Below are 22,360 nucleotides of genomic sequence, written 5' to 3'. Positions count from 1 at the left end.
ATCAAACAATGTCTTCGGACTGCGCCAGTTCCGCCAGGCGGCGATCATGATCGGCTTTCAGCGCGCGAACCCGCTGCTGCTCAGCAAGATTTTCCTCGCTGACGTCGTCTTTGAACCGCCTCGTGGCCTCTTCCAGCGCCGCTTCCAACTCCGGCCCCTGCGCCATCACCCGAACGGCCTCCTCCAGATCGCGCGCCAGGCGATCAGGGTCGGTGGTCATCCTGTCGGGAGTGAGTGTAAACGCATCGGCCCGGAGCATCCCCTTGGCCATATTATACAACTCACCTTGCCCCAATATGGTAAGGAGGGCCTGTGTTTCAACTGTTTCTTTGCGGAAAGACGCAGAGATCATCGCAGCAAGCAATTGCGCGAGCAGGGGGTCGCCGATTTGCAGGGCCGACAGCATCTCGCGATGGGAGGCGATCTGTTCGGGATGGCGCAATAATGCGGCCAGGATCGCGCGCAGCAAGCGTTGCTCCATGCCGCTGACGCCGATCGCCCGCGCTTCGGTGCCGACGGGGGGGATTGGCGGTTTCCAGTTGCCGCGCTTGTCGCGTTGCCAGCGCGACCCGCTGCCCGATGGGGTGCGCGGCTGGAACGGCGCAGCCTCGCGCCGGGCAAAGAAGAGCGCGTCGTAGCGTTCGCGAAAGGCGTGGGCATAATGGGCGCGCACGTCGGGATGCTGGATCGCGTCGGTGACGGCGCGCAGCCGTTGCTTGAGCGCGGCCTTCTGCTCCGGCGTGTCGAGCGGGGCGGCGGCCATCTCATGGCGCCAGAGCCGTTCGATCAGCGGCTCGGCAGAGCCAAGCACCGCGTCCATCGCCTGCGCCCCGCTGGCGCGAATCAGATCGTCGGGGTCTTGCCCGGTCGGCAGGGTCGCGAAGGCCAGGCTGTGGCCTGGGCGCAGCAGGGGAAGGGCGCGGGTGGCGGCGCGAATCGCCGCTTTCTGTCCGGCGGTGTCGCCATCGAAGCAGAGGATCGGCACCTCTACCATTTTCCACAGCCGTTCGATCTGATGTTCGGTGAGCGCAGTGCCCAGCGGTGCGACGGCATCACTGAACCCTGCCTGGGCGAGCGCGATCACGTCCATATAGCCTTCGACCACGACCACCCGGCCCGTGCTCCGGCTGGCGGGGGAGGCGCGGTCGATATTGTAGAGAGTCCGCCCCTTGTCGAAGAGAGGGGTGTCGGGCGAGTTCAGATATTTGGGTTCGCCCGCACCGATGATGCGGCCGCCAAAAGCGATCACCCGCCCGCGAATGTCGCGGATGGGGAGCATCAGGCGGCCCCGGAAACGGTCATAGCTGTCGCGTTTCCTGGCATTGCCGCCATCCGGCTCTGCGCCGTCAGGGTCTATGAGCAGGCCGGCCTCGACCAGCATCGGTTCACCGAAATCCTTGAGCGCAGTCTTGAGGCGGCCGCGCGAATCGGGGGAAAAGCCGAAGCCGAAGGCACGGCGGGTGGCGTCGCTGATGCCGCGCTTTTGCAGATAGGCGCGGGCGTCGCCGCCATCGATGCCGCCCAGTTGCTCCTCGAAGAAACTCTGCGCGGCGGCCATGGCATCGTGCAGGCCCTTGGCCGCTTCGGCGCGCCTGGCGGCGCGCGGATCGGCGGCGGGCACGTCCATGCCGGCGGCTTGGGCAAGCTCCTTGACCGCTTCCATGAAGGGCAGGCCGCGCTGGTCGGTCATCCAGCGGATCGCATCGCCATGCGCGCCGCAGCCGAAGCAGTGGTAGAAACCCTTTTCATCATTGATCGTGAAGCTGGGCGTCTTTTCATTATGGAACGGGCAGCAGGCTTTATATTCGCGCCCAGCCTTCGTCACCTTGATCGTGCGGCCGATCAGTGTGGACAGCGAGGTGCGGGCGCGCAGTTCGTCCAGCCATTGCGGGGTGAGGGTCATGGTGCTTAAAGCCCCTCCCTACTTAGGGAGGGGTTGGGGTGGGTGATTTTCTGCCTCTCGGGCAGCGCGCTTGCTCGATCCAAGATGGCAGTCAGCACGCCGTCCAGATTGTCACAAATGTCGGCATTGGAGAAACGCAAAACCAAATAGCCCTGATTGGCGAGATCGAAGTCGCGATCCCGGTCCTTGATCGGATCATGGCGATCGTCATCGACTTCCACGATAAGGCCTATCGAAGGACAAAGAAAATCGCAGATATAAGGGGCGATTACGGCCTGGCGGCGGAATTTGAAACCACCAAGCTGAGAGGCCCGCAACGCGCCCCATAAACGGCGTTCATAGTCTGTGGGTTCGCGGCGATGGTCGCGTGCATATTGGCCGAGTTTCTCATTGATGCGTAGCGCCATCACCCACCCCAACCCCTCCCTTGGAAGGGAGGGGCTTCATATGTCAGCCTTGAACTATTCTGTCACCCCAGCGCCGCCTTCACCAGCCCGCTCGCCTTGCTCATGTCGATCACGCTGCCATGGCGTTCCTTCAGCACCGCCATCACGCGCCCCATGTCCTTCACGCTCTGCGCGCCGATCTCCGCCTTGATGCCTTCGATCGCGGCCTTCGTCTCGTCCTCGCTCAGTTGCGCGGGGAGGAAGCTTTCGATCACGGCCAGTTCGGCCTGCTCCCTGGCGGCCAGTTCGTCGCGGCCGCCGCTGGTGAACATGTCGATCGATTCGCGACGCTGCTTGACCATCTTCTGGAGCACTTCGACCACCACGGCATCGTCGTCCGGCACGGTCTTGGCGGTGCGCAGTTCGATGTCGCGATCCTTCAGCTTGGCCAGGATCAGGCGCACGGCGGCCAGCCTTTCCTTGTCGCCCGCCTTCATGGCTGTGACCTGGGCGCTCTTGATGGTATCGCGAATCATCGACGCATTAATCCTGTTTCTTGCGGAAAGGAGCAGATATAGCGGCAAAAGAGATTTTTAACAGACGTTGACCTTGGAGGACTGCGCGCCTACCTGACCGGCCGTTTAACCCGCACCAGACGGGTTCCCGCAAAAGCATAAAGGACCGCAGACCATGGCTGACGCCAAAACCCTTACCGTGCCTAAAGGAGCGACAGGGGTCGTGGTTTTCGCCGATGGGTCCGCCGTGTTCGGCCGCGGCTTCGGCTGGCAAGGCGAAGCGGTGGGCGAACTGTGCTTCAACACCTCCATCACCGGCTATCAGGAGATCATGACCGATCCGTCCTACGCCGGTCAGATCATCAATTTCACCTTTCCCCATATCGGCAATGTCGGCACCAACCTGGACGATGTGGAGGCATTGCACCCCCACGCGCTGGGCTGCATCGTGCGGCAGGATGTGACGGCACCCAGCAATTTCCGCAATGTCGAACCGTTCGATCAGTGGATGCGCGAACAGGGACGGATCGGCATTGCGGGCGTGGATACCCGCGCGCTGACCCGCCTGATCCGTATCAAGGGCGCGCCCAATGTCGTGATCGCCCATGATCCCGAAGGGAATTTCGACATCGAAGCGCTGGCGGCGAAGGCTGCGTCCTGGCCGGGGCTGGAGGGCATGGACCTTGCCATCGAAGTGACGGGCAAGGAAAGCCGCCTGTGGAAGGACGGGGTGTGGAAGCTGGGCTTTGGCTATGGCCTGAACGAAGCGGGCGAAGAACGCCCCCATGTGGTCGCTATCGATTATGGCGCGAAGAACAATATCTTCCGCAATCTGGTGCAGGCCGGCGCGCGCGTCACCGTGCTGCCCGCCACCGCGACCTATGACGATGTGATGGCGCAGAGGCCCGATGGCGTTTTCCTTTCCAACGGTCCGGGCGATCCGGCGGCGACTGGCGCCTATGCCGTGCCGGTGATCGCCGCGCTGCTGACGGAGAATGTGCCGATCTTCGGCATTTGCCTGGGCCACCAGTTGCTGGGCCTCGCGGTCGGCGCAAAAACGATCAAGATGCATCAGGGCCATCGCGGCGCGAACCATCCGGTCAAGCGGCTGTCGGACGGGCTGGTCGAGATCACGTCGATGAACCATGGCTTTGCGGTCGATGTGGACACGCTGCCCGCCAATGTCCGGGCGACCCATGTGTCGCTGTTCGACGGCAGCAATTGCGGCATCGAACTGACCGACAAAAATGCCTTTTCGGTACAGTACCACCCCGAAGCCTCGCCGGGGCCGCAGGACAGCTTCTACCTGTTCACGCGCTTCGTGGATGGCCTGAAAAAGCCGGTCGCGGCGTGAGCCAGAACCTGCCCCCCGTCGATGAAGCCCGCCTCGCCGCCGAGTGGGAGGCGGATCGCGAGGTTCTCGCCAACCTCGCCGCCAATGGCGATGTGGCGCGCATCGCGCGGCCGGTGGACGTGTCCTTTCGCGGCTCGGAAAAGGATTTCGAGCGTGTCCTGACCATCGCCAGCCAGTTCGGCATGGTCGAACTGGACCGGGAGGAAGATGAGGAGGGCGACCTGTTCCTGTTCCTGGAATGCGTGCAGCCGGTGGATGAAGCCTCGATCCGCGCGCTGACCCGCAAATGCCTCCAGATCGAAATCCTCTGCGGCGTCGAATATGACGGCTGGGGGTGCGAGGCGCAGACGGGGGCGGTGCATTGAAATACGCACCGCTAATCTATTCCGTTGTTCTCTTTAGCGGCTGTGCTGCAAAGGGTGAGTTAGCCCAATCCCAGTTCGATGCGATTGCCGACAAATGCGGGCTTCCTCGATCTGCGCTCAAATTGCACGGCAAGGATGAACTTCAGTTTCAGCCGCCGCAAGACGCCAAATATGAAGCGGTGGATTGCACGCTTACCGAACTTAAAGCCATTAAGCTTCCCATGAAAATGGGCTTTGTTGGCAACGAACTTTATCGAGAAGAGGCCAAATAATGCCCAAACGCACCGACATCTCCTCCATCCTCATCATTGGCGCGGGGCCGATCATCATCGGTCAGGCGTGCGAGTTCGATTATTCGGGCACGCAGGCGGTCAAGGCGCTGAAGGAAGAGGGCTATCGCATCATCCTCGTTAATTCCAACCCGGCCACGATCATGACCGACCCGGAATTTGCCGACGCGACCTATATCGAGCCGATCACGCCGGACATCGTGGCGAAGATCATCGAGAAGGAGCGGCCGGACGCGGTGCTGCCGACGATGGGCGGACAGACCGCGCTCAACACCGCGCTGGCGCTGTTCAACGACGGCACGCTGGAGAAGTACGGCGTGCAGATGATCGGCGCCGACGCCGAAGCCATCGACAAGGCGGAGGACCGGATCAAGTTCCGCGACGCGATGGACAAGATCGGCCTGGAATCGGCGCGCTCGCGCATTGCCCATACGATGGAAGAGGCGATGGAGGCGCTGGAGTTCACCGGCCTGCCCGCGATCATCCGCCCCAGCTTCACCATGGGCGGCACCGGCGGCGGCATCGCCTATAATCGCGACGAGTTCATGACCATCGTGCGCGGCGGGCTGGATGCGTCGCCCACGACCGAGGTGCTGATCGAGGAATCGCTCCTCGGCTGGAAAGAATATGAGATGGAGGTCGTGCGCGACCGCAACGACAACTGCATCATCATCTGTTCGATCGAGAATGTGGACCCGATGGGCGTCCATACCGGCGATAGCATCACGGTAGCCCCGGCGCTGACGCTGACCGACAAGGAATATCAGATCATGCGCAACGCATCCATTGCGGTGCTGCGCGAAATCGGCGTCGAAACAGGCGGTTCCAACGTACAGTTCGCGGTCAATCCCAAGGATGGCCGCCTGATCGTGATCGAAATGAACCCGCGCGTGTCGCGCTCGTCGGCGCTGGCTTCGAAGGCGACGGGCTTTCCGATCGCCAAGGTCGCGGCCAAGCTGGCGGTGGGCTATACGCTGGACGAAATCACCAACGACATCACCGGCGCGACCCCGGCGAGCTTCGAACCGACCATCGACTATGTCGTGACGAAAATCCCGCGCTTTGCGTTCGAGAAGTTCAAGGGGGCCGAACCGCTGCTGGGCACGGCGATGAAGTCGGTCGGCGAAGTCATGGCGATTGGCCGCAATATCCATGAATCGATGCAGAAGGCGCTGCGCGGGCTGGAGACCGGCCTCTCCGGCTTCAACCAGGTCGATCATCTGGTCGGCGCGCCCAAGGACGACATCATCGCCGCGCTGGCGCAGGCGACGCCCGACCGGCTGCTGGTCGCCGCGCAGGCGCTGCGCGAAGGCCTCACCGTTCAGGAGATCCACGCTATCGCCAAGTTCGATCCCTGGTTCCTGGAGCGGATCAAGGAAATCGTCGATGCGGAAGGCGAAGTGCTGGACAATGGCCTGCCGCAGGATGCGGACGGGATGCGGCGCCTCAAATCCATGGGCTTTTCCGACAAGCGGCTTGCCTTTCTCGCGCTCAAGTCCGCCAATCTGCGCGGCATGGAGCGCGGCATCGCGCGCGGTTCCGGCCTGATCCACGAGGCGGTCAAGGCGATGACCGGCGGCGTGACCGAGGATGAAGTGCGCAAGCTGCGCCACAGGCTGGGCGTGCGCCCGGTGTTCAAGCGCATCGACACCTGCGCCGCCGAGTTCGAGGCGAAAACGCCCTATATGTACTCCACCTATGAAGCGCCGCTTTTTGGCGAAGCGGAGAATGAGGCGCAGCCGTCGGATCGCAAGAAGGTCGTGATCCTGGGCGGCGGCCCCAACCGGATCGGGCAGGGGATCGAGTTCGACTATTGCTGCGTCCATGCCTGCTTCGCGCTCAGCGAGGCGGGCTATGAAACGATCATGGTCAACTGCAACCCGGAAACCGTGTCGACCGACTATGACACGTCCGACCGTCTCTATTTCGAGCCGCTGACGGCCGAGGACGTGCTGGAAATCCTGGCCGTGGAAATGTCGCGCGGGACGCTGGCCGGGGTGCTGGTGCAGTTTGGCGGGCAGACGCCGCTCAAACTGGCGCAGGCGCTGGAGGATGCGGGCGTGCCGATCCTGGGCACCTCGCCCGACGCCATCGACCTGGCCGAGGATCGCGAGCGGTTCGCCGCGCTGATCGACAAGCTGAAACTGCGCCAGCCCGCCAACGGCATCGCCCGCAGCCGGGAGGAGGCGATCGCGGTCGCCAACCGCATCGGCTATCCGGTGCTGATGCGGCCATCCTATGTGCTGGGCGGCCGGGCGATGGAGATTGTCGACGGCCAGGCGCAGCTTGAGGAATATATCACCACCGCCGTCCAGGTGTCGGGCGATTCCCCGGTGCTGATCGACCAGTATCTGCGCGACGCGATCGAGGTGGATGTCGATGCGCTGTGCGATGGCGAGGATGTGGTGGTGGCCGGCGTGCTCCAGCATATCGAGGAAGCGGGCGTCCATTCCGGCGACAGCGCCTGCTCGCTGCCGCCCTACAGCCTGTCGGACGCGATCATCGCGGAGATCGAGCGGCAGACGCAGGTGCTGGCCCATGCCCTGTCGGTGCGCGGCCTGATGAACATCCAGTTCGCGGTCAAGGACGACACCGTCTATCTGATCGAGGTCAATCCGCGCGCCAGCCGCACCGTGCCCTTCGTCGCCAAGGCGATCGGCACCCCCATCGCCAAGATCGCCGCGCGGGTGATGGCGGGGGAGAAGATCCGCGACCTGCCCCGGATCGATCGCCACGCGATCAACCATGTCGCGGTCAAGGAAGCGGTATTCCCGTTCAACCGCTTCCCCGGTGTCGATCCGGTCCTCTCGCCCGAAATGAAGAGCACCGGCGAAGTCATGGGGATCGACAGCAATTTCGCGACCGCCTTTGCCAAGGCGCAGATCGGAGCGGGCACCATATTGCCGACCGGCGGCACCGTGTTCGTGTCCGTCAAGGACAGCGACAAGGTCGTGATCCTGCCCGCGGTGCAGAAGCTCTCGACCATGGGCTTCACCATCATCGCGACCGGCGGCACGGCCAAATATCTGGAAGCGCAGGGCATCCCCGTCAGCCATGTGAACAAGGTGGCCGAAGGGCGTCCGCACATCGTCGACAAGATCACCGATGGCGACGTGCAGTTGATCTTCAACACGACGGAGGGCTGGCAGTCGCTCAAGGACAGCAAGGCGATCCGCACGTCGGCGCTGCGCGCCAAGATCGCCAGCTTCACCACGGCCGCCGCCAGCGTCGCCGCCGCGGACGCGATCGAGGCGCTTCGTGGCCATGCCCTTGAAGTACGCTCGCTCCAGTCCTATTATCCCCTGTCGCACGCCTGATCCCCTGCACAAGGAAGCACGCTGCGGGCGGCCCCATGGTCGGGGCCGCCAAAGGGAAGTTTTGACGAAGGATTTGCAATAATGGCGACCGTCGAGAAGATGCCGATGCTGCAGATGGGCTATGACAAGCTCAACGCGCAGCTCCGCGAACTGAAGGCTGAGCGCCCTCTGATCGTGGACGCCATCGAAGAAGCGCGCGCGCACGGCGATTTGTCGGAAAATGCCGAATATCATGCCGCCAAGGAGCGGCAGGGCCAGGTCGAGGCGACGATCAACGATCTGGAGGATAAGCTGTCGCGCGCCCAGATCATCGACCCGACCACATTGTCGGGCAACAAGATCGTATTCGGTGCGACCGTGACGCTGCTGGATGAGGATGAAAAGCCGGTCCAGTATCAGATTGTGGGTCAGGCGGAGGCGGATGCCAAGGCGGGCATGATCAGCTATAACAGCCCGCTGGGCCGGGCGCTGATCGGTCGTGAGGTCGGTGACGAGATCGAGGTGTCGGTTCCATCCGGCGACAAATTCTACCTGGTCGACAAGATCGCGTTCATCTGACACTGGCTGTAATGGCGTGAAGCTCCCTGCTGGACGACTGACCAACGGGATCGCGGCGATCAGTGTCGCCATTTTTCTGGTCCTGTACCTTGCCGGCCGGGTGGACGATGCCGCGATCATCGGCGGCTTCATTCCGGCCAGACTGGATGATCCCGCCCTGCTGGACGGTATGGCTGCGGTGCCAGCCTGGCTGACGCCGCTCAGTTGCACATTGATCCATGCCGGCTGGCTGCATATCGGCTTCAACATGCTGATGCTGCTCTTTTGCGGGCGGCAGGTGGAGCATGTGCTGGGCTGGGGCGGCACGATGACGCTTTATGGCGTGGGCGCCTATGCCGCCTGCCTGGCGCAATGGGCGGTCGATCCGGCATCGACCAATCCGATGGTGGGGGCGAGCGGGGCGATCTCCGCGCTGCTCGCGACCTATTCGCTGCTCTACAGCCAGCAACAGGTGCGCAGGGTCGGGCCACTTTCGGCCAATCTGGTGCGGGTGCTGTGGCTGGCGGCGGGCTGGATCGGGGTCCAGTTGATGATCGGGATTGCGGTGGGCGCTGGCGCAGGCGGTCTGGGACAGATTGCGATCGCCGCGCATATCGGCGGTTTTCTGGCGGGACTGGCGCTCACCCGGCCGCTGCTGCGCTGGCGTTTCAGGAAGAAACCGCGCGCGGTGCATTGATCTGAAAGCCTGGTGACATTCCATGGACTTGCCCCGCCGTTGCGGGTGGAGCGAGGCAAGCCACTGGAACGCCGGTGGATTGCGTCGCTCCACCCGCCATGTCGGTTCAAGCAACAGTCGTTCGACGATGGAAAGCCATGCCCCTTGAGCCGGAACGCATCGAGCAGGGCTGATTAGCTCAGGCGCCGGGCAGTTCCGGTTCCAGCAGACGGTGCAGATGCACGATGACATAGCGCATTTCTGCGTCGTCGACCGTGCGCTGGGCCGCGCCGCGCCAAGCCTTTTCCGCCGAGGCATAATCGGGGAACACGCCGACCAGGTCGACCTTGTTCAAATCCTGGAATTCCAGGCTTTGCGGATCGGTGACGCGACCACCCATCACCAGATGCATCTTGCTCATGGACTTATTTTTTCTCCTTTGGCTGATGGTGGGGGTTTAGCATCGCCACCACGATCAGCCAAGGAGCGCAAGGCCCGGCCGCGATTGCGTTTCAGGCCGTCACGATTAGTTTTTCGGCAACCGCGTCTTGATCGCCTCGCTCAGTGCGTCGACCTTGGCAGCGACCAGCGCCGCGACTTCATCCGCCAGCTTGGAAGCCTTTGCCGGCAATTCGGCGGCGACGACGCTGTCCTTCGCGCTGGATGCAGCGTCCCCCGCCGCATGCAGCGCGGAACTGGCGCCCGCCTTCACCGTTTCCGCCCCGTCGGTGGCGACCGCGCGGGCGGCCAGCGCGGCTTCGACCAGCTTGCCACCGGCGGTAACGGCCAGTCCCGGCAGCGCCTTCATGACGCGGCGGCTTTTGGGGAACATCCACGCGACCAGCGCACCGGCGGCGACAGCCCCCGCCACCGCCATGACAGGATGCTCCTGCACGATTTCATTGGCGCGCGCGGCGGCCCGCTGGGTCTTGTCCCTGGCGTCGCCATAGGCGGTGCTGGCCTTGTCCCGGCCGGTCTGGATCAGGTCGCCGGCGCTGTCGCGCGCTTTTTCGGTGGTATCCTTGATGCGGTCTGTCGCGCTGGCCGCCGCATCATTGGCGGCTTCCCGAACGCGGGTCAGTTGGGCGCGAATGTCAGCCATCGTCACTCTCCGAATAATCTGGATTGGGGTTCCTGAAGCGAACGAACAGCCGGCGGAAAAGTGCCGTCAGCGGTCGCCGCGCGAGGAAAAGAACAAAGGCGCCGGCGGCCGCGCCAATGGCGACCGGGCGCTGTTGCGCCTGCGCCGCCGCCCTGGCCACGCCATCGAGCGCCGCGCCGCTGATCCTGTCCTTCAGATCCTGCTTGAGGCGGGCCGGCGCAACGCGCTGTTTCGCCTCTTCTGCGGTCGTCAAAAACTGCGCGCGGGCCAGGTCGGCGCGGGCGACGGCTTCGCGATAGGCCAGTTCGCCGCGCATCATGTGATCGCTTTCGTCATGCGGCCGATACATCCCTTCGCCAGCAGCAGCAGCAAGGCCGCCAGCAACAACGCGCCACCGAACACGATCAGGGTTGCCCAGATCGGCGCGACATACTGGGCGAGGGTGAATATCAGTCCCACCAACAGGGCAACGATGCCGGCGAACAGCAATATCAGTGCAATGACGCCAAATATGGCGGCATTGCGCACGCCGGTCGCGACAAGGCCGGCGCGCAGCTTCTGCTTCTCTGCCTCGGCCGCGGCATAGGCACGGCCATCCGCATAGAGGCGGTTCAGTACGTCACGCACGCTTTCGTCGGGCGCGCCATCTTCCGGCGTCACCGCCGTTACCGCTGGCTCGTCAGTCAAAATGTCCTCCGCCCCGCCTTGGAGCCTGTGCATCTAGGATAGGAACGGGCTACCGTGTCAGTCCTTGTCGTCGGATCCTTTGGCCAGGCGCATCAGCACATAGCCGACCACCGCCGCCGCACCGATCGCGACCGCCGGACTCTTGCGCACGAAATCGCGCGCTTCGCCCAGCAACTGGTCGACATCCTTGCTGTCCAGCGTGTCCGCAGCGCCGGCCACCGATTCCGCTGCCTGGCGGGCATAGTCGCCATATTGCGGGCCCAGTTTCGCATCGACCGTGCCGGCGGTGTCGGCAATCAGCTTGGCCAGGCTCTGCATGGCGGTGCCCGTCTTGTCCTTTGCGACGCCGGCGGCGGATTTGGCGGTCTTGCCTGCCTGTTCCTTGATCGGGTCGATATGCGCCTTCCAGTCGACCGCGTTCAGCTTTTCAGCAGCGGCCTTCGCGGCTTTTTCGGCCTGCTCCTTGATCGGGGCGATCTGGGCGGTCCAGCCCTGGGCAGCCGCGCCGTTGCCGGTTTTCCGGGACGGTGCAACGGTGCGTGTGGCGGCCTTTTTCACGGGTGCAGCCTTTACGGCAGTGGGGGCAAGGGCGGCAGGCTTGGCCGGCTTCGCCTTGGCGGGCTTGACTGCGACCGCCTTCTTCACGCGCTTGACGGGCGGGGTTTCCGGTGTGTCGGCCATGGTCCTTCAGTCTCCCTTTCATGTCAGCATGGCGGCCGCATGCAGCGGCTGGACCATGACCCTAATGCATTGCGCCGGCCTACAGTTCCGTTGCCGTTACATTTAGACCATCGGCATTTTTTCGCCTCGTGCAAGCCCCTGCATTGCCAAGGCGGGGGGCGCTGGCTAAGCGGAGCGCGAATTCCCGGCTGCAAGCCGCCCGTTACGACGCTAAGTGCAGGAGCGATCATGACCGCCATTCTCGACATTCACGCCCGCCAGATTCTTGACAGCCGGGGCAACCCCACCGTCGAAGTCGACGTCATGCTGGAGGATGGCAGCTTCGGCCGCGCCGCCGTGCCATCGGGGGCGTCCACCGGCGCCTATGAAGCGGTCGAAAAGCGCGACGGCGACAAGAGCAAATATCTGGGCAAGGGCGTGCTTCAGGCCGTCGCCGCCGTCAACGATAGCATCGCGGGCGAACTGATCGGTCTGGAGGCCGAGGACCAGGGCGAGGTCGACGCCGCGATGATCGCGCTCGACGGCACCGACAATAAATCGAACCTGGGCGCCAACGCGATCCTGGGCGTGAGCCTCGCCGTGGCCAAGGCCGCCGCCGATGCGCGCGGCCTGCCGCTCTATCGCTATGTCGGCGGGATTCAGTCGCATGTCCTGCCGGTGCCGATGATGAACATCATCAATGGCGGCGAACATGCCGACAATCCCATCGATTTCCAGGAATTCATGATCATGCCGGTGGGGGCGGACAGCATCGCCGACGCGGTGCGGATCGGGTCGGAAATCTTCCATACGCTCAAGAAGGGGTTGCACGACAAGGGGCTGGCCACGTCGGTCGGTGATGAAGGCGGTTTCGCGCCCAATATCGCGTCCACCCGTGACGCGCTGGACTTCATCCTGGCGAGCATCGAAAAGGCGGGCTACACGCCGGGCGACGATGTCGTGCTGGCGCTGGACTGCGCCGCGACCGAATTTTTCAAGAACGGCAAGTACGAGATTTCGGGCGAGGGCCTGTCCCTGTCGCCGGTCGAGATGGCCGACTATCTTGCCGCCTTGTGTGCCGACTATCCGATCAAGTCGATCGAGGACGGCATGAGCGAGGATGATTTCGAAGGCTGGAAGGCGCTGACCGACAAGATCGGCGGCAAGGTCCAGTTGGTCGGCGACGACCTGTTCGTCACCAACCCGGCGCGCCTGGCCATGGGCATCGGCAAGGGGCTGGCCAATTCGCTGCTGGTGAAGGTCAACCAGATCGGCACGCTGACCGAAACGCTGGCCGCCGTCGACCTGGCGCATCGGTCGCGCTACACCGCCGTCATGTCGCACCGTTCGGGCGAGACGGAGGACGCGACCATCGCCGACCTTGCCGTCGCGACCAATTGCGGTCAGATCAAGACCGGATCGTTGGCGCGTTCGGATCGGTTGGCCAAATATAACCAGCTTATCCGCATCGAGGAAGAACTGGGCGATGTCGCCGTCTATGCGGGGCGTTCGATCTTTCGTTGATCGGTAAAGGACTCGGCCGGTCGCACGCCTGATATTTTTCGCTTGCGGCCGGTCATTTCCTGTGATTCATCTGGTGCATGGCGCATATCGCGAAACTCCGTCTCCTGCTTTTTTCTGCGTTTGGCCCTGCGATCGCGCTGCTGCTGCTGCTCTTCTTCGCCGGCTATGTCGTGCTGGGTTCGAACGGGGTGCTGGCCTGGGGGGATTACAGCCGCCAGTTGCAGGAGGCGAAGGCTGATCTGAAGCGCACGCAGGCGGCCCAGGCGGAACTGCGCAATCGTGTCGAGCTGCTCAATCCGCGCCGGGTCGATCCTGACCTGAGCGACGAACTGATCCGCCGACAGCTTGGCGTGATCCATCATGACGAAGTGATCGTCCCGCTCAATTGAGCATTTGTCCAAGATGACGTAAGGTTTTTGCGCGGGAAATGCCGTCTCGGTAATTTTACTGCGATGGGATCGGGGCTGACTTTCCGCCTGTCCCACAGCTTGTCACTTTTCCCGAATTGCCATTGGTTTTGCGTGGATTTCGGGGCTGCGGCGTTGCAATTTCTGCAACTCTGCCGCTATATCGGGCCTCCTTCCATCCTACTCCACGCAAAAGGATAAGAGCCTTGGCGAAACCAACGACGCCGCGTGCTGCGAGTGCAAAGGCAAAAGCGGCTGCACCCGCTGCCGGCGCGGACCACAACCGGCCTCGCCCGCAAACTCCCGCCGATTACAAGGCCAGCAAGGAAGAACTGCTGGAATTCTACCGGCAGATGGTCCTCATCCGCCGTTTCGAGGAAAAGGCCGGCCAGCTTTACGGCTTGGGCCTCATCGGCGGCTTCTGCCACCTCTATATCGGCCAGGAAGCGGTCGCGGTCGGCATCCAGTCGGCGCTCAAGCCGGGCAAGGACAGCGTGATCACCGGCTATCGCGACCATGGCCATATGCTGGCTTATGGCATCGATCCCAATGTCATCATGGCCGAACTGACCGGCCGCGGCGCCGGCATTTCGCGCGGCAAGGGCGGTTCGATGCACATGTTCAGCGTCGAACATAAATTCTACGGCGGCCATGGCATCGTCGGCGCGCAGGTGTCGCTGGGCGCGGGCCTGGGCTTCGCGCACAAATATAACAATGATGGCGGAGTGTGCGTCGCCTATTTCGGCGATGGCGCGGCCAATCAGGGCCAGGTCTATGAATCGTTCAACATGGCCGAACTGTGGAAGCTGCCGATCATCTTCGTGATCGAGAACAACCAATATGCCATGGGCACGAGCGTCAACCGCGCCTCGTCGGAGGATCAGCTCTATCGCCGGGGCGAAAGTTTCCGCATTCCCGGCCTTCAGGTCGACGGCATGGACGTGCTGGCCGTGCGCGGCGCGACCGAGGAAGCGCTCAAATGGGTGCAGGGCGGCAATGGTCCGATCCTGCTGGAAATGAAAACCTATCGCTATCGCGGCCATTCCATGTCCGACCCGGCGAAATATCGTTCGCGTGAGGAAGTGCAGGCGATGCGCGACAAGTCCGACCCGATCGAGGGCGTGAAGAAATATCTGATCGAAGCCGGCGTCAGCGAGGACGATATCAAGGCGATCGACCAGAATATCCGCAAGATCGTGGCCGAAGCGGCTGATTTCGCGGAAAGCTCGCCCGAACCGGAACTGCATGAACTCTATACCGACGTGCTGGTGGAGCAATATTGATGGGTATCGTGATCAAGATGCCGGCGCTCTCGCCGACCATGGAAGAGGGCACGCTGGCCAAGTGGCTGGTGAAGGAAGGCGACGAGGTGAAGTCCGGCGACATCCTGGCCGAAATCGAAACGGACAAGGCGACGATGGAATTCGAAGCCGTGGACGAAGGCAAGATCGGCAAGATCATGATTGCCGAAGGCACCGAAGGGGTGAAGGTCGGCACGGTCATCGCCGAAATGGCGGGTGAAGGTGGCGAAGCGGCTGCGCCCGCGCCCAAGGCGGAAGCGCCGGCAAAGACCGAAGCCGCGCCTGAAGCGCCCAGAAAGGCCGAAAGCGGCACGTCCAAGCTGGCGTCGGAGGCGAAGGCCGTCATGGCCGACCCGGACCTGCCCGCCGGCACCGAATTCGTCAAGACGACCGTGCGCGAAGCGCTGCGTGACGCGATGGCGGAAGAAATGCGCCGCGATGCGCGCGTATTCGTGATGGGCGAGGAAGTCGCCGAATATCAGGGTGCGTACAAGGTTACGCAGGGCCTCCTGGACGAGTTCGGCGACAAGCGCGTCATCGACACGCCGATCACCGAATATGGCTTTGCCGGCATCGGCACGGGTGCGGCCATGGGCGGCCTGCGTCCGGTGATCGAGTTCATGACGTTCAACTTCGCCATGCAGGCGATCGACCACATCATCAACTCGGCGGCCAAGACCAACTACATGTCCGGCGGCCAGATGCGCTGCCCGATCGTGTTCCGCGGTCCCAATGGCGCGGCCAGCCGTGTCGGTGCACAGCACAGCCAGAATTACGGCCCCTGGTATGCCAGCGTCCCCGGCCTGATCGTGATCGCACCCTATGATGCGGCCGATGCCAAGGGCTTGCTCAAGGCCGCGATCCGCTCGACCGACCCGGTCGTGTTCCTGGAGAATGAACTGCTCTACGGCCGCAGCTTCGACGTGCCCAGGGTCGACGATTATGTCCTGCCCATCGGCAAGGCGCGGATCATGCGGCCGGGCAAGGACGTAACGCTGGTCAGCTATTCGATCGGGGTTGGCCTGGCGCTCGACGCGGCGGAGACACTGGCAGGCGAGGGGATCGACGCGGAAGTCATCGACCTGCGCACGCTGCGCCCGCTCGACACCGCGACGGTGCTGGAAAGCCTGAAGAAAACCAACCGCCTCGTGGTGGTGGAGGAAGGCTGGCCGACCTGCTCGATCGCGTCGGAAATCGCCGCTGTCGTCATGGAACAGGGCTTTGACGATCTCGACGCCCCGGTGTTGCGCGTCACCAATGAGGATGTGCCGCTGCCCTATGCCGCCAACCTTGAAAAGGCGGCGCTGATCGATGCCGCCCGTGTCGTCGCGGCGGCCAGGAAGGTCTGCTACAAGTAAGAAGAAACGGGGCGGTTCCGGTGGAGCCGCCCTTTTTCATCAGGTGCAGGATGCCGTGGCCGATGCCGCCAGATTACCGGCATTCTTGATCGCCTGATCGGTCCGTTCGCGCACGTTGAAGGCGCTGGTGTAGCGGATGACCTTTGCACCGAATAGCGCATTGGTGACGAGCGGCTGGTAATTATAGGCCACTTCCACGAACATGACGGCGGTGCCGCTGGCCGGCTTCACCTTGGTTGCCGCCGTGTTGCCGGGCCCCATGCCGTCCTTCATGCTGGCGTCATTCTTGCCATCATCGGTCACGCCATATTGGGAGGTGAAGGCGCCGCTGCCCCAGCAGCGCTGCCAGCGGATATAATAGCCGGTGTTCGGCGCTGCCTTGCCATTGGGTTCCAGGTCCGACAGGAAGATGCGGCCATTGGCCTTGAGGTTGAGCGCCTTGGTCGACAGGTCGGCCCCGGTCATGATCTCGTTCACATCGGCTTCGTCGATCGAGGATCGGACGCGCGCGGCATTGTCGGCCACCAGCATCGCGATCTGGCTGACGCGCAGATGGGCGAGCGAGAGGTTGGCGCATTCCAGCCCCGCCATGCACAGCACCACCAGCACCGGCAATGAAAAGGCGAACTCGATCAGCGCCATGCCGCTGTCATCGCGGCGCAGGCGGCGCAGGAAGCGGGAAGGGCGGGCGGTCGTCATGTGCATTTGGTCGTCGGTTTGTTCTGGTTCGCCCAGGGCTGGTTGCGGACCATGGTGGTGGCGGTGGCGGACTGGGTGGCGTTCCAACCCAGCAGCTTGGCCATCGGGAACATGCGGGGCATCGACACGGTCACTTCATAATAGACGATGTCGTCCGCATTGCCGAGGCCGGTGGTGCCGCCGGCCGCGTCATAGCTGCCATTGCCGTTGGCGTCCTCATAGCAGTCGCCCACATTATAGCTGCCCAGCGGCGCGGTGTCGGTGGTGATCTTCTCCGGCTTTCCCACCCGCGAAAAGTTGTAATAGCTTTTCTTCGTTACCGACGTGGTGCCATTCTTGGCATTGATCGCCGACATTTGCGCCGCGATATAGGTATCGAGATCGGTGCTGTTGAGCGTGCCGACGGAGGCGGATCGTGCCGCCTTTTCCAGCACGCCGCGCGTCACCGAGCGGAGATAGGATTGGTAGGCCAGGTCGCCGATCCCCATGATGGTCAGGATCAGGGCAGGCGACACCAGCGCGAATTCCAGCAGTGTCACCCCCCGCTGGTCGTCGCGCAACCGGCGCAGGCGGGATGCGATCGCCCCGATCATTGCGACAGCCTCAGGCCGCCGATATTCTTGGCGATGTCCTTGAACTTCTGGCGCAGCGACGAGGGATTATAGGCGACGAACCAGTGGTTGCTGCTGTTGGCGCAGGTCTGAAGCTCAGTGTCGATCATGGTCGAATCGGCGGTGCCGGCGGGCGGCTGGTTCTTGAAACCGACCACCCAGATGGTGATGTTCTTGGCCTTGATGGCGTTGCACAGCATTTCCAGGCGCCGCTTGTGGATGGGCGTCAGATCACTGTCGGTGGCGCTGGTCGCGGCGACACGGCCGTCCAGTTCCTGGAAGCCATAGGCGCCATAGACCCTGCTATAGGCGCTCATGTCGCCATCGGTCATGAAGACGATGTGGCGCGATATGTTGAAGCCATTGGGCGCGGTGCTGTTTTCGCTGGCGAAGATGCCGGTGGGCGACAGGAAGCGCGCACCCCAGATCATGCCGATGTCATGATAGGTGCCGCCGACCGCGACCAGCCCGTCGACATAGCCGTCGAAGCTGCTGGCCATGCCGGCCGGGGTGGTCGATCGGCTGGCATAGCTGGCCAGCTTGCGCGCCTTGCTGGGGCAGGCGTTCCAGCCGCCAGTGCCGGCGCGATAGTCACCGGATCGATTGTCGTTGAGCCAGCGGCCATTGCGTTCGAACATCACATCGGGCCAGTGCGGCCGCCATTTGGTCGCGGTGGTCGTCGGCAACTCGTCAATCTGCAAGTCATGGGCGTTGGTCGGGATGGACGCGGTCGATGTCGTGCTGGTGATGCTGTTGTCGGTGTCGCGTTCCTCGATACAGCCGGACCAGGTGCTGGTAGACGACACCGTCGTGCCGTTTGCATCGGTGGTCTGCCCCGTGATGACCGTGGGATTGGCGGTGGCGTTGCCGGTGATATAGCCTGACGTATCGAGCGCTAGCTGGTTATATTCCCACTGATAGAAAGTGGTGTTGGCGCCGGCCGTATAGGTTTGCGTATAGGTTTTCGTCACTATATTTTCGCGACGCACGCATTTGCGGGAATTGCTGCTGGTCGATGCGGTGGTCGATCCGTTATAGCTGTCGAAACTGTAGGTTGTCGTTTTCGTGGTCGCCGGCGCCGTGCCGCTGGTGGACGGATTGGTTCCGCTATTATTGCCATAGGCGGTACACTGGGCGCCGGTTCGCGTGGACGATGTGCTGGCGGCATTGGCCGCAGCCGACGTTGCGTAGCAGGTGTTCAATCCATATCGGCGATAGCAGGTCGACGGCGTGGACGACGCTTCGAAATAATAAATGGCGCGCCGGGTCTGATAATTGGCGGTTTCACCCGCCGTGCCGCCGAGCATCGCGCTGGCGGGCAGCGAATAGCCGACATTGACGGTCGAGCTATAGGGTACGAAGCCATAACGGATGCGGCCGCTCGTGTCCGATCCCGCGCCCAGCGTGTCGTAGAAATCCTTCACCGCCAGCTTGAGCGCCGCCATGCGCGTCATGGTGGTGCCGTTGGTGTCGGTCATGTTGGCGGTCATGGACCCGGTGGTGTCGAGCACCAGCATGACGTCGGTATTGCCGATGTCGAACCGGCTTTCGCACGTCACCTCCAGCGGCAACGTGTCATATTTGAAGATTTTCATCACCGTGGTCGGCATGGTCGTGGCGGCCGACACCTGCACGGTGGTGGTTTCGTTCGGCTTGCTGCGGATCGTGGGCGTGAAACTCTTTGCCTGGAACGTGCCCTGGGGGAAGTTGAAGTCGAAGAATTTCTTCGCCTCGTCCTTGTCCGACTGCTGCATCGTCGTTCCGGTCATTGCCCGGCGACCGGCCAGCGCGGCGGCGTCGCACGCCTGCTGCATCCGGGCGCGCGCCATATAGGCGCGGCTCATGTCCAGCCCGCCGCCGATCAGTGCCGCCAGCGGAATGATCGCCGCGGCGACGATCGCCATGGTGTTCCCCGCCTGGTTTTTTAGCAGCCGCCCCAGAAAGCCCAATTGCCGATCCTTTGCCTTGCCCATATGCCCGCAATCACCCATGTCGCGTCCAACGCCCCCCACATCCGGGCCGGACAGCCTGCCTGTCTATGCGGGCGCACTCGTTAGAATGTGTATGAGGAAGATGGTTAAAGGATCGATAACCCGTCGGACGCCCGTATTCGGGGATATGGGGGGATGACAGGTGAGGATGCGCTGCCGCCGCTTGCGCTGTTGCTGGGCGCCCATGCGGGGGCGCAGGCGGCGCGGCATCATGCGCTCTGGGCGTTCGACGCCCGGTTGGCGCAGGTTGCGCGCACCACCAGCGAAGCGACGATCGGGCAGATGCGCCTTGCCTGGTGGAATGACGTCATCGATGACATGCAAGGCGTAAAGGGGCAGGGCGAGCCGGTGGTCGATGCGCTGCGGGCGACGGGCGCGATCGCCGCGCCGGGGCTGGTGGCGATGATCGACGGCTGGGAAGTGCTGGTGGTCGAACCGGAGATCGATGCGGCGGGCCTGCGTGACTATGCGGCCGGGCGCGGGGGCGGGCTGTTCCGGGCGCTGGCCGATGCGAGTGACGCGCCGGACTGGCTGGCGGTGGCGGGGCAGGTGTGGGCGCTGTGGGATCTGGCGGGGCATGTCGGGGACCGGGCACTGGCGGATGCGGCCCTGGCGCAGGCGCATGACCTGTTGCCGCAGGCAGAGGGCGCGTGCTGGCCGCGCCGGTGGAAGCCGCTGCGGATCGCCTTCACCCTGGCGCGGCAGGATGTGATGGCCGGGCGTGGCGCGCCGCGCGGGATGCCGCGGGCGCTTGCCTGGCGATTGCTGCGGATCGCGCTTGTCGGGCGCTAGACTGTCGGGATAGGCTGGCCATCCAGGAACGGAGGATGGCGAATGGGGCGATTGCTGGCGGGGGGCATGGCGGCGTTGCTGCTGGTCGCGGGCGGCCTGTTCTGGTGGCAGGGCAGGGCGGACAATGCGCCGGTGCCGCAGCTTGCCTCCGCGCCGCCGCCCCCGCCGGAGATGGCGGCGCTGCCGGAGGGGGATCCCGATGCGGTCGGCGCCGCGCCGCCCATGCCCGGCGAAGCCAGCCCGCAAAGCCGGGAGCAGAAGCGTTTCGCCCGCTATGACCGCAACCGCGACGGCATCATCACGCGGGTCGAGATGATGGGCAGCCGGACCAGGGCGTTCAAGGCGCTGGACAAGGATGGCGACAACCTCCTGTCCTTCGAGGAATGGGCGGTGGCGACGGCGGACCGTTTCGGCGCGGCCGATGCCGACAGGGACGGCAGGCTGACCCCGGCGGAGTTCGCCACCACTGCGCCGAAACGGGCGGCGAAGCAGCGTTGTCGGTGCTGACCCCGGCAGACTAGGCCAGTTCCATCGCCCCCATCCATGCGCCGAAGGATGCGCGGGCGCGGGCGGTGTAGGCTTCCTTGCGCTGCTTCTTCTTCACATCGTCCAGCGTCGGGAAGAGGCCGAAATTGACGTTCATGGGCTGATAGTCCGCGCTCACCACATTGCCGGTCACATGGCCCAGCAGCGCGCCCAGCGCGGTGTCGGCGGGCGGCGGAGCCAGATCGCGGCCCAGCAGTTCGGCCACGGCAAAGCGCCCCGCGATCAGGCCGATCGCCGCGCTTTCGACATAGCCTTCGCACCCCGTCATCTGCCCGGCGAAGCGGATGTGCGGGGCGCTCTTCAGGCGCAGCGTCGGGTCCAGCAATTTGGGCGACTGGATGAAGGTGTTCCGATGCAACCCGCCCAGCCGCGCAAACTCCGCATTTTGCAGGCCGGGAATGGTGCGGAACAATTCGACCTGCGCGCCATGTTTCAGCTTGGTCTGGAACCCGACCATGTTCCATAGCGTCCCGCTGGCATTGTCCTGCCGCAACTGCACCACGGCATAGGGCCAGCGGCCGGTGCGCGGATTGTCGAGCCCCATCGGTTTCATGGGGCCATGGCGCAGCGTTTCCGGCCCGCGGGACGCCATCACCTCGATCGGCATGCAGCCCTCGAAATAGGGGGTGTTGGCCTCCCACTCCTTGAACTCGGTCTTTTCGCCGTCGAGCAGCCCCTGGACGAAGGCCTGATACTGGTCCTTGTCCATCGGGCAGTTGATATAATCCTTCCCCTCGCCGCCGCCGGGGCCGATCTTGTCCCAGCGATTGGCCATCCAGCACTGGTCCATGTCGATGCTGTCATGATGGATCACCGGCGCGATCGCGTCGAAAAAGGCCAAATGCTCCATCCCCGCCGCCTGGCCGATGCTGGTCGCCAGCGCAGGCGCGGTCAGCGGGCCGGTCGCCACGATGGTCATGCCCGACGTGGGCAGCATGTCGATCCGTTCGCGGACAATCTCCACATTGGGATGGTCGGCCAGCGCGCGGGTGACGGCAGCAGAAAAGACATGGCGGTCGACCGCCAGCGCGGAGCCGGCGGGCACCTTGGCCGGTTCGGCGCTCGCCATGATGAGCGAGCCGAGCCGGCGCATTTCCTGATGCAGCAGGCCCACGGCATTCTTGTCCGCATCGTCCGAACGGAAGCTGTTCGAACAGACGAGTTCGGCCAGCCCCTCGGTCTGGTGCGCGGGGGTCATGTCGCCCCCCCCTGGTAAATTGGCGCCCCGCATTTCCGACAGGCGCACATGGATGCCCGCCTGGGCGAGCTGCCACGCCGCTTCCGTTCCGGCAAGGCCGCCGCCGATGATATGGACCTGATGATGGGGCATGGTGGGTCT

General features: G+C 63.7%; 24 protein-coding genes. 12 read left to right on the top strand and 12 right to left on the bottom strand.

What is annotated here, in order from left to right:
• Position 1: 1 nt before the first annotated feature.
• From dnaG to Q4610_RS01860, 3 genes are all read right to left on the bottom strand, one after another.
• Entirely contained in the window at positions 2–1,903 is a 1,902-nt protein-coding gene (gene dnaG, locus Q4610_RS01870) for a DNA primase (protein WP_304534315.1), read from the bottom strand.
• A 5-nt stretch (positions 1,904–1,908) separates the two neighbouring features.
• The gene (locus Q4610_RS01865) at positions 1,909–2,310 is read right to left on the bottom strand and encodes an endonuclease domain-containing protein (RefSeq protein WP_304534314.1); all 402 of its coding nucleotides are present in this window, start codon (positions 2,308–2,310) and stop codon (positions 1,909–1,911) included.
• Positions 2,311–2,372: 62 nt separating this feature from the next.
• The gene (locus tag Q4610_RS01860; RefSeq protein ID WP_304534313.1) at positions 2,373–2,825 is read right to left on the bottom strand and encodes a GatB/YqeY domain-containing protein; all 453 of its coding nucleotides are present in this window, start codon (positions 2,823–2,825) and stop codon (positions 2,373–2,375) included.
• A gap of 154 nt (positions 2,826–2,979) precedes the next feature.
• Between Q4610_RS01860 and carA the strand changes: the two genes are divergently transcribed.
• From carA to Q4610_RS01830, 6 genes are all read left to right on the top strand, one after another.
• Positions 2,980–4,158: a glutamine-hydrolyzing carbamoyl-phosphate synthase small subunit gene (gene carA / locus Q4610_RS01855; RefSeq protein WP_304534312.1), complete on the top strand. Its 1,179-nt coding sequence runs from the start codon at positions 2,980–2,982 to the stop codon at positions 4,156–4,158.
• A complete protein-coding gene (locus Q4610_RS01850; RefSeq protein WP_304534311.1) occupies positions 4,155–4,523 on the top strand; it encodes a ribonuclease E inhibitor RraB in 369 nt (122 codons plus the stop codon). Before carA ends, Q4610_RS01850 begins: the two co-directional genes overlap by 4 nt.
• Entirely contained in the window at positions 4,520–4,795 is a 276-nt protein-coding gene (locus tag Q4610_RS01845; RefSeq protein WP_304534310.1) for a hypothetical protein, read from the top strand. The genes Q4610_RS01850 and Q4610_RS01845 overlap by 4 nt, the downstream gene beginning before the upstream one ends.
• On the top strand, positions 4,795–8,130 hold the full coding sequence (gene carB / locus Q4610_RS01840; RefSeq protein ID WP_304534309.1) for a carbamoyl-phosphate synthase large subunit: 3,336 nt from the start codon (positions 4,795–4,797) through the stop codon (positions 8,128–8,130). The genes Q4610_RS01845 and carB overlap by 1 nt, the downstream gene beginning before the upstream one ends.
• A gap of 81 nt (positions 8,131–8,211) precedes the next feature.
• Positions 8,212–8,688 (top strand): transcription elongation factor GreA, encoded by a 477-nt coding sequence (gene greA, locus Q4610_RS01835; RefSeq protein ID WP_304534308.1) that lies wholly within the window; start codon positions 8,212–8,214, stop codon positions 8,686–8,688.
• A 16-nt stretch (positions 8,689–8,704) separates the two neighbouring features.
• Entirely contained in the window at positions 8,705–9,364 is a 660-nt protein-coding gene (locus tag Q4610_RS01830) for a rhomboid family intramembrane serine protease (protein WP_304534307.1), read from the top strand.
• 178 nt (positions 9,365–9,542) lie between these two features.
• Here Q4610_RS01830 and Q4610_RS01825 read toward each other — a convergent pair whose 3' ends face one another.
• The 5 genes from Q4610_RS01825 to Q4610_RS01805 all read right to left on the bottom strand — a co-directional run bounded on the left by Q4610_RS01825 (position 9,543) and on the right by Q4610_RS01805 (position 11,813).
• On the bottom strand, positions 9,543–9,764 hold the full coding sequence (locus Q4610_RS01825; protein WP_304534306.1) for a DUF4170 domain-containing protein: 222 nt from the start codon (positions 9,762–9,764) through the stop codon (positions 9,543–9,545).
• 105 nt (positions 9,765–9,869) lie between these two features.
• A complete protein-coding gene (locus Q4610_RS01820; RefSeq protein WP_304534305.1) occupies positions 9,870–10,445 on the bottom strand; it encodes a hypothetical protein in 576 nt (191 codons plus the stop codon).
• Entirely contained in the window at positions 10,438–10,764 is a 327-nt protein-coding gene (locus Q4610_RS01815) for a hypothetical protein (RefSeq protein ID WP_425262517.1), read from the bottom strand. The genes Q4610_RS01820 and Q4610_RS01815 overlap by 8 nt, the downstream gene beginning before the upstream one ends.
• Positions 10,761–11,132, bottom strand: coding sequence for a hypothetical protein (locus Q4610_RS01810; RefSeq protein ID WP_304534304.1), 372 nt, complete (start codon positions 11,130–11,132; stop codon positions 10,761–10,763). Before Q4610_RS01810 ends, Q4610_RS01815 begins: the two co-directional genes overlap by 4 nt.
• A 57-nt stretch (positions 11,133–11,189) precedes the next feature.
• Positions 11,190–11,813, bottom strand: coding sequence for a hypothetical protein (locus Q4610_RS01805; protein WP_304534303.1), 624 nt, complete (start codon positions 11,811–11,813; stop codon positions 11,190–11,192).
• Positions 11,814–12,041: 228 nt separating this feature from the next.
• Here Q4610_RS01805 and eno point away from each other — a divergent pair, with 228 nt between their 5' ends.
• The 4 genes from eno to Q4610_RS01785 all read left to right on the top strand — a co-directional run bounded on the left by eno (position 12,042) and on the right by Q4610_RS01785 (position 16,382).
• On the top strand, positions 12,042–13,316 hold the full coding sequence (gene eno, locus Q4610_RS01800) for a phosphopyruvate hydratase (RefSeq protein WP_304534302.1): 1,275 nt from the start codon (positions 12,042–12,044) through the stop codon (positions 13,314–13,316).
• Between the two features lie 77 nt (positions 13,317–13,393).
• On the top strand, positions 13,394–13,705 hold the full coding sequence (locus Q4610_RS01795) for an FtsB family cell division protein (RefSeq protein WP_304534301.1): 312 nt from the start codon (positions 13,394–13,396) through the stop codon (positions 13,703–13,705).
• A 224-nt stretch (positions 13,706–13,929) separates the two neighbouring features.
• On the top strand, positions 13,930–15,006 hold the full coding sequence (pdhA, locus tag Q4610_RS01790) for a pyruvate dehydrogenase (acetyl-transferring) E1 component subunit alpha (protein ID WP_304534300.1): 1,077 nt from the start codon (positions 13,930–13,932) through the stop codon (positions 15,004–15,006).
• Positions 15,006–16,382: a pyruvate dehydrogenase complex E1 component subunit beta gene (locus Q4610_RS01785; RefSeq protein WP_304534299.1), complete on the top strand. Its 1,377-nt coding sequence runs from the start codon at positions 15,006–15,008 to the stop codon at positions 16,380–16,382. Before pdhA ends, Q4610_RS01785 begins: the two co-directional genes overlap by 1 nt.
• A gap of 39 nt (positions 16,383–16,421) precedes the next feature.
• Here Q4610_RS01785 and Q4610_RS01780 read toward each other — a convergent pair whose 3' ends face one another.
• From Q4610_RS01780 to Q4610_RS01770, 3 genes are read right to left on the bottom strand one after another with little or no spacing between them, the layout of a single operon-like run.
• Complete coding sequence (locus Q4610_RS01780) at positions 16,422–17,081, bottom strand: TadE/TadG family type IV pilus assembly protein (protein WP_304534298.1); 660 nt, start codon at positions 17,079–17,081, stop codon at positions 16,422–16,424.
• On the bottom strand, positions 17,078–17,674 hold the full coding sequence (locus tag Q4610_RS01775) for a TadE family protein (RefSeq protein ID WP_304534297.1): 597 nt from the start codon (positions 17,672–17,674) through the stop codon (positions 17,078–17,080). The genes Q4610_RS01780 and Q4610_RS01775 overlap by 4 nt, the downstream gene beginning before the upstream one ends.
• Positions 17,671–19,596 (bottom strand): Tad domain-containing protein, encoded by a 1,926-nt coding sequence (locus Q4610_RS01770; protein ID WP_304534296.1) that lies wholly within the window; start codon positions 19,594–19,596, stop codon positions 17,671–17,673. Before Q4610_RS01770 ends, Q4610_RS01775 begins: the two co-directional genes overlap by 4 nt.
• 222 nt (positions 19,597–19,818) lie before the next feature.
• Between Q4610_RS01770 and Q4610_RS01765 the strand changes: the two genes are divergently transcribed.
• Together Q4610_RS01765 and Q4610_RS01760 are read left to right on the top strand one after the other, a co-directional pair.
• Positions 19,819–20,475: a squalene/phytoene synthase family protein gene (locus Q4610_RS01765; protein WP_304534295.1), complete on the top strand. Its 657-nt coding sequence runs from the start codon at positions 19,819–19,821 to the stop codon at positions 20,473–20,475.
• A gap of 42 nt (positions 20,476–20,517) precedes the next feature.
• On the top strand, positions 20,518–20,982 hold the full coding sequence (locus tag Q4610_RS01760; RefSeq protein ID WP_304534294.1) for an EF-hand domain-containing protein: 465 nt from the start codon (positions 20,518–20,520) through the stop codon (positions 20,980–20,982).
• A 10-nt stretch (positions 20,983–20,992) separates the two neighbouring features.
• Here Q4610_RS01760 and trmFO read toward each other — a convergent pair whose 3' ends face one another.
• A complete protein-coding gene (gene trmFO / locus Q4610_RS01755; RefSeq protein ID WP_304534293.1) occupies positions 20,993–22,351 on the bottom strand; it encodes a methylenetetrahydrofolate--tRNA-(uracil(54)-C(5))-methyltransferase (FADH(2)-oxidizing) TrmFO in 1,359 nt (452 codons plus the stop codon).
• Positions 22,352–22,360 lie beyond the last annotated feature (9 nt).

The organism is Sphingobium cyanobacteriorum, assembly GCF_030580935.1.
Taxonomy (GTDB): Bacteria; Pseudomonadota; Alphaproteobacteria; order Sphingomonadales; family Sphingomonadaceae; genus Sphingobium; species Sphingobium cyanobacteriorum.
This window is presented reverse-complemented; position numbering and strand designations above follow the sequence as displayed.

Bases quoted from the DNA above. Each gene is read 5' to 3' on its own strand.
- dnaG (WP_304534315.1), bottom strand. From the start codon at position 1,903: ATGACCCTCACCCCGCAATGGCTGGACGAACTGCGCGCCCGCACCTCG.
- Q4610_RS01865 (WP_304534314.1), bottom strand. From the start codon at position 2,310: ATGGCGCTACGCATCAATGAGAAACTCGGCCAATATGCACGCGACCAT.
- Q4610_RS01860 (WP_304534313.1), bottom strand. From the start codon at position 2,825: ATGATTCGCGATACCATCAAGAGCGCCCAGGTCACAGCCATGAAGGCG.
- carA (WP_304534312.1), top strand. From the start codon at position 2,980: ATGGCTGACGCCAAAACCCTTACCGTGCCTAAAGGAGCGACAGGGGTC.
- carB (WP_304534309.1), top strand. From the start codon at position 4,795: ATGCCCAAACGCACCGACATCTCCTCCATCCTCATCATTGGCGCGGGG.
- greA (WP_304534308.1), top strand. From the start codon at position 8,212: ATGGCGACCGTCGAGAAGATGCCGATGCTGCAGATGGGCTATGACAAG.
- Q4610_RS01825 (WP_304534306.1), bottom strand. From the start codon at position 9,764: ATGAGCAAGATGCATCTGGTGATGGGTGGTCGCGTCACCGATCCGCAA.
- Q4610_RS01820 (WP_304534305.1), bottom strand. From the start codon at position 10,445: ATGGCTGACATTCGCGCCCAACTGACCCGCGTTCGGGAAGCCGCCAAT.
- Q4610_RS01815 (WP_425262517.1), bottom strand. From the start codon at position 10,764: ATGATGCGCGGCGAACTGGCCTATCGCGAAGCCGTCGCCCGCGCCGAC.
- Q4610_RS01805 (WP_304534303.1), bottom strand. From the start codon at position 11,813: ATGGCCGACACACCGGAAACCCCGCCCGTCAAGCGCGTGAAGAAGGCG.
- eno (WP_304534302.1), top strand. From the start codon at position 12,042: ATGACCGCCATTCTCGACATTCACGCCCGCCAGATTCTTGACAGCCGG.
- Q4610_RS01795 (WP_304534301.1), top strand. From the start codon at position 13,394: ATGGCGCATATCGCGAAACTCCGTCTCCTGCTTTTTTCTGCGTTTGGC.
- Q4610_RS01785 (WP_304534299.1), top strand. From the start codon at position 15,006: ATGGGTATCGTGATCAAGATGCCGGCGCTCTCGCCGACCATGGAAGAG.
- Q4610_RS01780 (WP_304534298.1), bottom strand. From the start codon at position 17,081: ATGACGACCGCCCGCCCTTCCCGCTTCCTGCGCCGCCTGCGCCGCGAT.
- Q4610_RS01775 (WP_304534297.1), bottom strand. From the start codon at position 17,674: ATGATCGGGGCGATCGCATCCCGCCTGCGCCGGTTGCGCGACGACCAG.
- Q4610_RS01770 (WP_304534296.1), bottom strand. From the start codon at position 19,596: ATGGCGATCGTCGCCGCGGCGATCATTCCGCTGGCGGCACTGATCGGC.
- Q4610_RS01765 (WP_304534295.1), top strand. From the start codon at position 19,819: ATGACAGGTGAGGATGCGCTGCCGCCGCTTGCGCTGTTGCTGGGCGCC.
- Q4610_RS01760 (WP_304534294.1), top strand. From the start codon at position 20,518: ATGGGGCGATTGCTGGCGGGGGGCATGGCGGCGTTGCTGCTGGTCGCG.
- trmFO (WP_304534293.1), bottom strand. From the start codon at position 22,351: ATGCCCCATCATCAGGTCCATATCATCGGCGGCGGCCTTGCCGGAACG.